At 40.3% G+C, this 12,581-nt stretch carries 8 protein-coding genes; 4 read left to right on the plus strand and 4 right to left on the minus strand.

Going from position 1 to position 12,581, the window contains the following annotated elements; all coding sequences use genetic code 11:
* The first annotated feature begins 173 nt into the window (after positions 1 to 173).
* From AACU25_RS30140 to AACU25_RS30150, 3 genes are all read left to right on the plus strand, one after another.
* Positions 174 to 1,940 (plus strand): peroxidase family protein, encoded by a 1,767-nt coding sequence (locus AACU25_RS30140; RefSeq protein WP_096581966.1) that lies wholly within the window; start codon positions 174 to 176, stop codon positions 1,938 to 1,940.
* A 164-nt stretch (positions 1,941 to 2,104) separates the two neighbouring features.
* The gene (locus AACU25_RS30145; protein ID WP_096581968.1) at positions 2,105 to 2,971 is read left to right on the plus strand and encodes a GNAT family N-acetyltransferase; all 867 of its coding nucleotides are present in this window, start codon (positions 2,105 to 2,107) and stop codon (positions 2,969 to 2,971) included.
* Between the two features lie 62 nt (positions 2,972 to 3,033).
* Positions 3,034 to 3,909 (plus strand): GNAT family N-acetyltransferase, encoded by an 876-nt coding sequence (locus AACU25_RS30150; protein WP_096581970.1) that lies wholly within the window; start codon positions 3,034 to 3,036, stop codon positions 3,907 to 3,909.
* Between the two features lie 156 nt (positions 3,910 to 4,065).
* Here AACU25_RS30150 and AACU25_RS30155 read toward each other — a convergent pair whose 3' ends face one another.
* The gene (locus AACU25_RS30155) at positions 4,066 to 7,623 is read right to left on the minus strand and encodes a CHAT domain-containing protein (RefSeq protein ID WP_096581972.1); all 3,558 of its coding nucleotides are present in this window, start codon (positions 7,621 to 7,623) and stop codon (positions 4,066 to 4,068) included.
* Between the two features lie 824 nt (positions 7,624 to 8,447).
* On the opposite strand from AACU25_RS30155, the gene AACU25_RS30160 reads away from it, so the two are divergent.
* Positions 8,448 to 8,909, plus strand: coding sequence for a hypothetical protein (locus AACU25_RS30160; protein ID WP_339382079.1), 462 nt, complete (start codon positions 8,448 to 8,450; stop codon positions 8,907 to 8,909).
* A 300-nt stretch (positions 8,910 to 9,209) separates the two neighbouring features.
* Here the strand turns inward: AACU25_RS30160 and AACU25_RS30165 are convergent, their stop codons facing one another.
* From AACU25_RS30165 to AACU25_RS30175, 3 genes are read right to left on the minus strand one after another with little or no spacing between them, the layout of a single operon-like run.
* The gene (locus AACU25_RS30165; protein ID WP_096581977.1) at positions 9,210 to 9,842 is read right to left on the minus strand and encodes a response regulator transcription factor; all 633 of its coding nucleotides are present in this window, start codon (positions 9,840 to 9,842) and stop codon (positions 9,210 to 9,212) included.
* Entirely contained in the window at positions 9,839 to 10,681 is an 843-nt protein-coding gene (locus AACU25_RS30170; RefSeq protein WP_096581979.1) for a S1C family serine protease, read from the minus strand. The genes AACU25_RS30165 and AACU25_RS30170 overlap by 4 nt, the downstream gene beginning before the upstream one ends.
* A gap of 31 nt (positions 10,682 to 10,712) precedes the next feature.
* Positions 10,713 to 11,618, minus strand: a complete 906-nt coding sequence (locus AACU25_RS30175; protein ID WP_096581981.1) for a S1C family serine protease — start codon at positions 11,616 to 11,618, stop codon at positions 10,713 to 10,715.
* Between the last annotated feature and the right edge of the window lie 963 nt (positions 11,619 to 12,581).

Here is a 12,581-nt window from a genome sequence, read left to right on the forward strand (position 1 = left end):
TAGCTGAGAGGTATTGGCAACTTTTATTGTTATCAATACCAACGCCATGCTAACTGACAATCGATATCTAAAAAAATACTTACACCTTCAGCAATTTCCGAAAATCAGGTGTAAGTAATATAAGCGGAAAAAACTGAGTCATTGTCTTAAAAAACATTAGAGGAATTGGTCAAATGTTTGGAATTCCTTGGCATCGCCTACCTACACCATTAGCATTGTTAAAACTAGTTGGGTTTCGCAACAAATTAAGAAAAGAAAACCTCCACGATACTTCTCAATTACCTGATATAGATAAGCTTCCTCATCCTCAACCAAGTCCTGATGGCCGTCATTTGGTAGCGCGTACCCCAGATGGTAGTTTTAATGACCTGAAAAATCCGGCAATGGGAATGGTGGAGACTCGTTTAGGGCGAAATGTTCCCCTGACAAAGGCTAATGTAGATCAGAAAAATATTCTCAATCCCAATCCCCGCATTGTTAGCCAGAGATTGATGACGCGAGATAAATTTATCCCAGCGGAATCTTTGAATATTTTGGCGGCTGCTTGGATTCAGTTCCAAAACCATGACTGGTTTTCTCATGGAAATAATCAGCCAGATAGAAAAATAGTCATTCCCCTTGCAGAGGATGATACCTGGCCGCAAGAACATCGGCCGATGGCGATTAAAGAAACCTTAGTTGATCAAAGTCGCCCAGAAGGGAATAAAGCAGAACCCCCAACTTTTATTAACAAGGTGACTCATTGGTGGGATGGTTCACAAATTTACGGGAATAATGCCGAACAGGTGCATCAATTGCGTTCTCATGTGGATGGCAAACTGATTATTGGTGATGATGGGCTATTACCTGTAGATCCTGCAATTGGAGTTGATCGCACTGGCTTTAATGACAACTGGTGGATTGGGTTGAGTTTAATGCATACTTTGTTTGTCAAAGAGCATAACGCCATCTGCGATCGCCTCAAACAACTATACCCAGATTGGCGAGATGACGACCTCTACGACCATGCGCGATTGATTAACGCCGCATTAATGGCGAAAATTCATACAGTCGAATGGACTCCCGGTATCCTCGCCCATCCTGCTTTGCAAATTGCTATGAGTGCTAACTGGTGGGGGTTACTAGGTCAACACGTGAAAAATCTCTGGGGACGTGTTGGCGAAGGTGAGACACTGAGTGGAATTATTGGTTCGCCAACGGATCACCATACAGCACCCTACTACATTACCGAAGAATTTGTGAGCGTATATCGCTTGCATCCCCTAATTCCCGATGAATTTGAATTTTATTCCCATAAAGACGGTCAATTGCGCCGTACAGGCGACTTCTTTGAAGTAGCAGGTAAACGCGCTAGGGGAGTAGTAGAAGAAATTGGCATTCCAGATTTATTTTATTCCTTAGGAATCGCTCATCCTGGGGCAATTACCTTACACAATTACCCCAAAGCCTTACAAAAACTCATTCGCGACAACGGCGAAACCTTAGATTTAGCAGCTATTGATATTTTGCGCGATCGCGAACGTGGTGTACCCCGCTATAACGAATTCCGCGAAATCATCGGTCGCGGTCGAGTCAAATCCTTTGAAGAGATTACCAGCAATCCCGTCTGGGCGAAAGAACTACGCGAAGTCTACAACAACGATATCAACAGCGTTGATTTAGTTGTGGGGATGTTTGCCGAAGACTTACCAGCTGGCTTTGGCTTTAGCGATACAGCCTTTAGAGTATTTATCTTAATGGCTTCCCGCCGCCTAAAAAGCGATCGCTTCTTCACCAAAGACTACCGCGCCGAAATCTACACCCAATTCGGTCTCGACTGGATCGACAGCAATGGACTACTATCCGTCCTCCGCCGCCACTATCCCACCCTCGCACCCGCCTTATTTGGCGTTAACAACGGCTTCGCCCCTTGGCGACGGGTTGGAATAGCGGGATATTAGGGAATGGGCATGGGGCATGGGGCATTGGGCATGGAGAATTGGTAATGGGTAATTGGTAATTGGCATAATTCTTTCCCCTTGTCCCCTTGTCTCTCATCTCCCTCATCCCCAGGAGTTCTTTAATTTTGAATTTTGAATTTTGAATTTTGAATTGATTTGTCCCCATGCCTACCATCAGAACCCTACAACCAGGTGATGAAATGTTGCTAGAGAATTTTCTGTTGCAACATATCGATACTTCGATGTTTTTGCGTTCTAATTGGCGAGAAGCGGGGTTGGTGGATGGGGGTGAAATGTTTCAGGGAACTTATATTGCGGCGTTATTAGATAACAATATAGTTGCAGTCGCTGCTCATTATTGGAATGGTATGGTGGTTGTACAAGCGCCAGTGTATTTGCCAGAAGTTGTGCAAACAGCAGTAACCCAGTCTCATCGCGCTATTTCTGGAATTGCTGGCCCAGCTGCACAAGTGGAAGTTACCAAGCAAGTTTTAGGGCTGGCTAATCATCCCACTAATATAGATGAGCGCGAATTATTATTTTCCTTAGCGCTATCAGATTTACAAATTCCTCCTGCCTTAGCATCCGGTGAAGTAAAGTGTCGATTGCCACACCAGGAAGAATTTGATTTACTTGCTGAGTGGTATGTTGCCTATGATTTGGAAACTCTCAAAAAATCTGAAACACCTGATTTATATACAACTGCTCGCCAGGAAATAGCAGCCCATCAAGCTAACGCTACGCATTGGGTACTGATTGTAGAAGATAAACCAGTCGCATATAGCACCTTTAACGCCCGCTTACCTGATATTGTCCAAATCGGTGGAGTATGGACACCGCCAGCTTTACGGGGTAAAGGCTATGCCAGAAGCGTAGTTGCAGGCTCATTATTAGAAGCGCGATCGCAAGGTGTAGAACGCGCTATTTTATTTACACAGCAAACTAACTTAGCAGCACAAGCTGCTTATCGCAGTATTGGTTTTCGGACGACTGGTGAGGAATTTGGTTTAGTTTTATTTGAAATGCCATAAATCTGGAATCAATTTTGTATTATGTGTAGTATGTAAAAGTGAATTGATGCCAGATTTTATTTATGAGCTGCGATCGCTTCCAAAAATCCTTCTCTGCCGATTCTACGTTAAGCAGTAAGCTGTTTGACTTAGTTGAAGACACCTTTCCGGGACTTACCAGCCTAGCCGAACGCGCGCGAGAACTAGGTGCATCATGGGAAGACGCTTCAACTCCCTTTATTCTCTTTGATGATGATGTCGCCATTACTCATATCGGAGTTTTAGAAATTCCCATGTATATCATGGGAGAAAAGGTAATTGTTGGTGGAGTTCATGGCGTATGCACCCGCGAGGGATTTCGCAGAAAAGGCTATTATCGCCAAGTCATGAATGAAGTAATGGAATATTGCGACCAACGTTATGAAACTCTAGTATTGACGACATTAGAACCCGAGTATTATTTACCCTTTGGCTTTCGCGCTGTTCCAGAACACAGCTTCAAACTCAAGTGTCATTCCACAGGTAGCATCAACGGCTTGAGAACGCTGGATTTTGCAGATGTCAAAGATATCGCATTGTTGCACAGACTTTTAGAAACCCGTGTACCTGTCTCTAATATCGTTGGGGTAGTCAACGAAAAAGCTGTATTCTGCGTTGACGAAGGTAGCCGCCCCTTACATTATTTCCCAGATTTAGATGCGATCGCTTGCATGGAGATAGAAGATACTACACTTCATCTTTACGATTTAGTGACCACGCAAATGTATCCTTTGCCAAAAATCTTGGATAGGATACCTCAACTAATTGAAGAAGTCGTGATTTACTTCAGTCCCGACCTACTCAATGTAGAAGATGTACAAGCATTTATCTATGAAATTGAAGAAACTAAATTGATGGTGCGTGGTAAATTTGCCGCAGAAAAGGAAAAATTTACCCTACCCCGTTCTGCACGTTGTTGAGACTAATTATTGGAGAAACAACAAAGTCTAAGTAAGTCAGTGCAATAAAACCAAACTATATGAATAAAAGTAAATAAGGCTCAAACTATTTCTCCCCCTGCTCCCCGCCCCCTGCCCCCTGCCTTATTCCAACAATAATTATTTACGCCGACTTACTTATTCTGCCTCACCAATAATAGTGAAAGCCGCCCAATTTTTAGGATGAGGGTGTTGTTGCATCGTTACCAACATTGCCTGACGCAGTGCAGCAGCTTTATCTGGTTGCTGTTGCCAACTGCGATAAAATTCAGTCATTAACGATGCTGTCGGCGCATCCGGTACAGCCCAGAGAGAAACCAAGACGCTAGCAACACCAGCAGAAATGAACGAGCGAGATAACCCAATTACCCCATCACCTGTAATCTTACCCATGCCAGTGTCGCAAGCACTGAGAACGACTAATTCAGCATTTAGCTGTAAATTGAGAATTTCGTCAGCAGTCAGCAAACCGTTACCCTCCTGCTTTTCGACATCAGGCGCTAGAGCAATACTACTTCCTAACCCACGTCTATCATCCAGTAACCCGTGAGTAGCTAGATGAATAATGTTGACTTTTGGTAACTGTGAGATCACAGTTGCTTTAGTAGGTTGATTGCCAATCAAAGCCTTAGTACCTAGCATCTGAGCAATTGTCTGGGCTTCTGTTTCTGCTTCTGGTAAAGGTGATAATTGTTCTGGAGATTGCCCCGGCACAAAAGATACTTTTGGCATCGTAGGATTACCTACTACCAAGGCGCTTTTATCTCTACGATTCAGCTTGCGCCTTTGATAGGTTAAGTCAAGAATTTGAATGGCTGGGGCGGTCAGTATAGTATGTTTTTCTATTAAGAATTTGCTTTGTGCATCTTGCAACGCAGGAAAAGGCACAAGAAAAAGTTCATCTTGAGGAATAAAAATTACATGGGAATTAGGATCATTTGGTAGTAAGTCAGCAATAGGTGCAATGAGTAGTTGATGGAGTTGCTGTAAGCTGCGGTGATTAATAGGCAAAGACTCAACTTGAGAAACCACATCTTTGATTGGTGCTTCATGATTATCTAGTCGTTTGATTGTCAGATTATTTTTGTTACTACCTCTACCTTGGTTAATGAGTTGACGAGTTTGGCGAATCAAATCTTTAAGAGGAGTTTTTAGAGATTTAAGGTCAACTTGCCGAAAGATAATTTCTCCTGTAGGTTTGACGACCCAAATATATAATTCTGATTGTTGTGGATTCCAAGTATCTGACCAATATCTCCTAATAATTGAATATTCAACTATTGTGGCTTTTTGCTGTTGAGCAACTCGCTGAATTTGAGAGATATTTAGAGGCTGGATATTTACTGGAGTAGCTTGCTTAGAAAATAGCCGCTTGGCTAATAAATCTACAAACACGCGGCTACGTCCCTGTTCGGCAATTTCTAAAGCTGATTGTGGCTGATTCTGGGCAATGAGTACTTTTTGTAAAGTCCGGTAAGAATCAATGATATCCTCAAAAGAAGATACTTTATATGTATCATTATAGGTTTGATTATTATTCAGCTTTTTTCTGCGAGATTCATACTGTTGAATACTAGCACGTAGTTTTTTCTCTGCTGCTGTGAAATGACCAGATTCAGCTAGAGAAATTCCTATATCTTTTAAAGATTGCCACTGATCAACAGTAGTTAATTTTTCTGTGATATTTTCAATTTCTAAAAGTTTTTGAGCATATTTAAGGGATTGGCTGTAGTTACCCTGTTCGTAGTAGATAGTTCCTAAGAGAATTAAGCTGCTAGATACTACATCCTCACTATATATTTTAGTGATTTTCTGCGCGACTTCTAAACTTTGTTGGGCATAGCTAATTGCCTTAGTATAGTCTCCCAATTCAAGATAAGCATAACCTAGCGTTTCGAGGGCAGACTGTTCATCAAGTCCTTTGGATTCTTTATCTAGTCGCGCTACCTCTAAAGCTTGTTGAAAGTAGCTAATTGCTTGAACAGAGTCATTTCTAGCTAAATAAAAATCACCTATCTCTTTTAATTGAGCTACTTCTAATCTCTTAGACTTATCTTGTCGCGCCAATATTAAACTTTGCTGAAAATATTCCAGTGCTTTGGTATAGTTTTTTAATGAAAAATATCCAGATGCTATATCTGCAACCAACATTCTTTCATCTTCACTATTTTTCAGTTGTCGTGCTAAAGCTAAACTTTGCTGATAGTAGTTGATTGCTTGATTATAATCTTCAAAATTGCTGTAAATACTACCTAGAGACCTCAGCGATTCCAATTCTATTTTCCGGTCTCGGGACTTCTTACCTACAGTTAAAATTTGCTGTTCATAATCAATTGCTTTGACATAATCTCCTAAAATCAAATAAGCATTAGTGAGAGATTTTAAAGTCTCCAACTCTATTTCCTGATTTTGTGTATTTCGGGCGATTTTTAGCCTTTGGTGATAGTAGTAAATAACTTTGGCATAGTCTTCTAAAGAATCAGAAAATTTACCTAAATCATTAAGCGCTTCTAATTCTTGTTTCTGATTTTGTGACTGTTGTGCTAGAGCAAGCATTTGCTGAAGATATTCCAGCCCTTTGTGATAATTTCCTCCAGAATGGTAAGCCCAGGCTAGTTCATTTAAAACCTCTAAAATCTGATTTGTTTGTGATTTTTTTTGTGCTAAGATGAGTGCATCTCGTGCATATATATCTGCTTGCTTTTGGTTTTCAATCTTTACAAATAGCTGTACTAATTTTAGTAAAGCTCGACTCTCTATAAGTTCTTCATTTAGTTGTTTTGCTAAAGCTAAAGTTTGCTTATAGTAATCAATAGCTTTAGGATAATTTTTCATTATTTGGTAGGCAAAAGCTACGTCTTTAAGAACTTCTAATTCCCGCTCTTTATTTGGTAGTTGCCTTGCTAAGGCTAGACTTTGCTGTGCGTAATTACTGACTTTCACTTCATCGCCAATATAACCATGAATATCAACTAGCCTTGTGAGAACTTTCAACTCTATATCTGGTTTTTGCAATTTTTTTGCTAGCACTAAAACTTGCTGATAGTAAGCCATTGCTTGAGAATAGTTGTTCTGACCGTAAGCCGCAGCTAATTCCTGGAGAACTGTTAACTCTTTATCCTGATTATTAATGCGACGCGCTAACACCAACATTTGCTGAAGAGATTCAATTGATTTAGCATCATCTTTGAGTAAACTGTAAGCACGGCTAATCCGATCTAAGTAATTAAACTCTCTTTCGGGGTTGTTAATTTGGCGTGCTAATACTAACATTTGCTGAAAATATTCAATAGTTTTTGCATAGTTATCTTGTCTTCTATAATAATTAGCGATCGCTTCCAAAACTTCCAATTCTTTTTCCGGTTGTTGCAGTTGCTTTACTATCACTAAAGCTTGTTGCAAATAGGCAATTTCTTTTACATATTCCTTTTGGTATTGATGCCTCTTGGCTAGCATCTGTAGTGCCGCAACTATACCTTCTTGGTTTCTAATTTCTTGATAAATAGTTAAAGCTGCTTGCAAAGATTCTATATCTCTTTTTTGTAGCAAAGTATCAGCTTGTCTTTTCCTTTCTTGTGCAGTTTGTGCTACTGCTTTAGGTGCATTGAAAAAAGGAGATAAATTGGCTACAACAGGATGAATTACAGTTGTAATAATAATTACAACTGCATGAATATAGATATTTTTATATAGCATATAATTTTTGATACCCTTGGGTTCAAGTTGATTGTTCAATATTTGACTAAAGTTGACATACTGGTCAACTTGAGAAAAAAGGTAATTTTGTAATATCTGAAGTGCATCTAGCTGATGCCGTCATCAAATTTGTATAGGTTATTCGCTATTTTATAAGTTTTTATAATACATAAAAAATTGACCATATAGCCACCAATAGCAAAATAACTACAGAAGGAGACTTCAGTAGTTCACAAAAAAATTAATACCACAATATAGCAGTAGTATGTATGTAAAGTTACATTAACTTTATACTGATTTGCTACCAAAATCTCTGTTTAAGAATTTGATTACTAAAACACCGATGCAGTATTCGGTAAACCTGAGTAAACCGTAGGGTAAGCACTAGATATCATCAGTATTTAAACTAATGATCTCAAAGTGCCCACCCCAGCAAAATCTCCAAAAATCGTTCATTTTTGATTAATGAATCGATATTCTAGGGAGGTTATTTGCAAACTATGCCGACAAATTGCAACTAATAAATCTAAAAAGTGCAATTATTTCTGCTTTCCTCAGTACACAAAAATTAGCCTATTAATGATTTGACATTTCTCATGAAAACAAAGAGTACCAGCATAATTTTCTTGACTTTTATCAGCATCAATTTAATTCTGTCTAGTTGTAGTAATCCTAAAGAAGCTAGCGAGGCTAATTTTAAACAAGCTCTCAACACAATCCTCACTAAACACAGAGTCGGATGTGTTCCTGTTTTGGGAAATATGGAGTCATTTCCGATTACAATACCCAAGGTAGCAACTGAACAAATAAACCAACTCAATTCTTTGGTAAAAGTTGGCTTTTTATCAAGCAAAGAAGGGGAAAAAAAAGATTACTCAGGAAAAAGTATTCCGGGAATCGAATATTCTGTTACAGCAGAGGGAGAAAAGTTTTACACATCTAATGTTTATCCCCGAGCCCCACAATCAAAACCTACAGGAGGTTTTTGTATTGGGGAAGCAGAAGTTGACAAAATTCTCAACTTCACTGAACCACAGAGTTATCCTGGATCTCCCCAAGTGTCTAATGTGAAATTCACCTACAAATTTAAAAACTTGGGTAAATGGTTTGAAGATCCAGAAGTGCAAGCAACAGTTGGTACTATGTGGAAAACAGGAATATTTGCAAATCAACCTTTAAATGATGGCAATGGTGCACTGCATAAAATACTAGAAAGTAAAGATAATCCACCTGAGATCCAAATGAATTTGTATCTGACTAACAACGGTTGGGTAGATAAGTTATAGGACAAAGGGAGGGAACAGGGAATTCTTAACAGCGAACAGAAAAAATATGCTGTAATTCTTCGGCAAAATTCAAGATAACTGGCTGAGGCAGTCATTAGTCATTAGTCATTGGTAAGGATTTTAAACCTATTTACGTTTATTAATACCAAATCAAATAATGTTTGCGACACATCAATATATTCTAGAGGGCAGGGCATTGCCCATGCCCCTACAATCTGTCGCATTCTTTTTTCAAATTGGTATAACATAGTTGGGTTGATTTACACTGACTTACTTACCTACAAATCTGAAGCTGTTTATTTAGAGCATAATCAAACCCAGCCTGACACCAACGCTAACAGCCTCGGTGCGGGTGGAGACACCCAGCTTTTGAAAAATTGATGAGATATGAAACTTTACAGTATGCTCAGAAATATGCAGATGTTTAGCGATCGCTCGATTACCTAAACCGGAACCCAGCATTCCTAATACCTCAATTTCTCTGGGTGTCAGGGTTTGTACGGGAGTAGTAGTGACTTTTTCCCGCAGGGGTAGTAACTCTAAAAAATCCGGATGTAGCACGACTAAATTATCTGCGATCGCAATTGTCGCCGCGATAATTTCTGATTCTGTACTGGTACTGGGTAATAAGCCTCGAACGCCAGCATGGATGGCGGCTTCTAAATCTATGCTTTCTAGTTCCTCTACAATTACCAAAAATCCTAGGGGATATTGCTGCTGTTGAATTAAAAGCAATTTTTCCCAGATTGTTGCTTGCAGATTCGCACCTAAATCTAGTAGCACTACATCAGGTTCTAGTTGTTCTACTTCCCTAGTTAACACATCCAAATCAGATGCACTCCCCACCACAGTTAGCTGGGAATTGCTAGTTACAACCGCCGCTAAACCCGCCCGCACCACAGGGGAAGTTGCAACTACCATCACCCGAATCATCTCGACTCCACCGCAGTTTTGCCACTCTGCAATACTACATAAACTACAAATTGCTGACCGCCACGCCAAATTTGTAGGGGTAAGGCTTCGCCATCTTTGCTTTGTTGCAGATATTTACTTAAATCATCATATCTAGTGAGCGATCGCCCCGACAGGCCAATCAGCACATCGCCAACTTGTACGCCAGCTGTGGCGGCTGCACTATCAGGAAGCACAGATAAGACTAATAACCCCAGGTTGCGGTTACCTATCAGCACAGGTTGCAAAGTTACCCCTAGTTGCGGACGGCTGGCACCTAACAAAAAGCGATTGACTGCTAAACTGGGGACGGCGACAGCTAAACCATTGACAACCATTGTATTAATTCCGACAACGCGACCGAGACAATCAGCTAAAGGCCCGCCAGAGTTACCAGGATACAATCGAATATCTGCCATCACTGCTCGTTGATGCTGTCCGTGAATAATTCCTGTAGTCACAGCACCGCTATCAGCAAAAGGATTCCCCACCGCTATAACTAATTCCCCGACTCGCAACCCATCCGAATCACCGATAGTTGCAGTCTGTAAGTTAGTAGCATTAATTTTCAGTGCAGCTAAATCTTGTTGTGGGTCAAATTTGGTACGTACAGCCTCAAATATCCGTCCGTCTGCTAATTCTACTGTGGCTCTGCGGCTAGTGGCGACATGGGCATTGGTAATAATTAAGCCATCGGCTTGCCAAATCACACCAGAACCAACTCCTTGAGAACCGCTTCTGACTTTAACGGTGCTGTGGCGTAACTTCGCAGCTAAGGCCGCCAATTCATCAGCAATGTTGGGAAAGCTTGTGTTAGTCATAGTTTTGCGAATATGAATTGTGAATTTTGCATTACTCAGCTGGACGTTCGCCAATTGCGATCGCTAACTCGACTAACACCCCACCCCGGACAACTTGTAATGGCACAGTTTTACCGACGCGATCGCTACTATTAAGTAACGCCATCACATCACCGGTATCACTCACGGTTGTACTATCCAATTTCACCAACACATCCCCCAGCAGTACCCCGGCTTGATCTGCAGGCCCGGCTGGCTCAACATTGACAACAATTACACCAGTAGCCGTAGGTAAATTTAAGGCTGTTGTCAGGTTATTGGGTAAGCGTACAGGTTGCATTCCTACACCTAAATAACCCCGGGCAATGTGTCCTTTGGCTAACAATTGCTCAACTACACGATTAACCGTAGCCACAGGGATAGTTAATGCTGTACCACGCCTGCCTGATGTATTCATGCCTACTACATTACCAGCTGCATCTACCAACGGCCCGCCAGCAAAGCCTGGATAAAGGGTGATATCTGGGCGGATATATTGATCAATATTTCCACCGTTCATACTCCGCCACGCACCACTCACGACACTTACCGCACCTAAAGCTGCGCGCAATTCACCTTCGTTACTTCTGGCTATTCCTAATACCAAATTGCCTACTTTAAGTGTTGTAGTATCGCCAATTGTCGCCACAGGTATGGCTGCATCGGAAATTTTAAACACAGCGACATCTGTACTAGAATCATGTCCTAAATGTGTAGCAGCAACAGTCCGACCATCTGCAAGAGTAACAGTAATTTCCTCATAACGTTGCAGCGATTCATCGGAGGTGACAACGATCCCATTGCGCCAGTGAATTCCACTTGAAGCCACGCGTCTACCAGCGTTAACTGCAACTACAGAACTCCCGGTTTGTTCTACGGTATCAGCTAAACTATTGGACAAAGCTAGTAATGAAGACATCTAATTTCTCCACAAACATTCTGATATACTCAATATCCTGTACTGCTTTACCTTTGGGCGACATCAGAAAATTGGGGAGAATTCATCCTAGACAAATGGCTAGTGTTGTTAGCCGTACTTTAGGCAGCAAAGCGCTGATAGGTTTTGATGTTGAGTTTTTAATTAGGCAAATATACAGGCTTGTAGTTGCTATTTAGCGCCGCTAGGTACCACTCAAAGATATTGTTTTCTACTCCTAGTTGTTGATGAGACGTTACCTTTGAAGCAACGAATAAGTTCATGCATCAAATAGCTGCTAGGAAACTGATATTTAATTTGGAAAATAACTGAGCATACCTGGATTCTTCCCCCCTATCCTCTGTTCCCTATTTCTTTTCTTTTTATGTAAATGCTTCCTGCAATTCAACCAGATAGCTATATAAAAATTTAATATTTGCTTCCCATCTACCCAGTAATAATTTATATTCTGGAACTGCTTAGTAAAGCTCAGGCAAACAAACTTAAGTATATATTTTTGTAGCAAACAATACCTGTTATATTTGCTTGACAGAAATACTGGGAGAATTGTAAAGTTAAAATCTAACAAAGGTATTATTTTTATAAAGTCACTTAAATAACTACAAAATGATCCTCAATACATGGCATAATTAGTTACTTACAAGGTTGAAGTCAAAACAGTATCAATTTCATCAAAATTTGCTTTGCTTCACAGCAATTATGGTAAACACTGATTTAACCATATATCAGCCTGATATTAACACTTTAATAGTGAAAAGATTTCATGGTATTATTGCCACTCTTTGTTATCAGCATAGGTTTTTATTTAAGGAATTTTCTTTACGTAAAAACTACTAGGTGCATTACTGAAGCAGAGAAACTCCATGTAGCTATTGTAATGAAATCAATAAGGGTTTCCAAGTTATGAGGTAGAAAATTTTTTACAACATATTCATGATTTGGCAG

The organism is Tolypothrix tenuis PCC 7101 (assembly GCF_963874875.1).
Lineage (GTDB): Bacteria > Cyanobacteriota > Cyanobacteriia > Cyanobacteriales > Nostocaceae > Aulosira > Aulosira tenue.

Coding starts and splice junctions, on each gene's coding strand:
- AACU25_RS30140 (WP_096581966.1), top strand. CDS start 174: ATGTTTGGAATTCCTTGGCATCGCCTACCTACACCATTAGCATTGTTA.
- AACU25_RS30145 (WP_096581968.1), top strand. CDS start 2,105: ATGCCTACCATCAGAACCCTACAACCAGGTGATGAAATGTTGCTAGAG.
- AACU25_RS30150 (WP_096581970.1), top strand. CDS start 3,034: ATGAGCTGCGATCGCTTCCAAAAATCCTTCTCTGCCGATTCTACGTTA.
- AACU25_RS30155 (WP_096581972.1), bottom strand. CDS start 7,623: ATGCTATATAAAAATATCTATATTCATGCAGTTGTAATTATTATTACA.
- AACU25_RS30165 (WP_096581977.1), bottom strand. CDS start 9,842: ATGATTCGGGTGATGGTAGTTGCAACTTCCCCTGTGGTGCGGGCGGGT.
- AACU25_RS30170 (WP_096581979.1), bottom strand. CDS start 10,681: ATGACTAACACAAGCTTTCCCAACATTGCTGATGAATTGGCGGCCTTA.
- AACU25_RS30175 (WP_096581981.1), bottom strand. CDS start 11,618: ATGTCTTCATTACTAGCTTTGTCCAATAGTTTAGCTGATACCGTAGAA.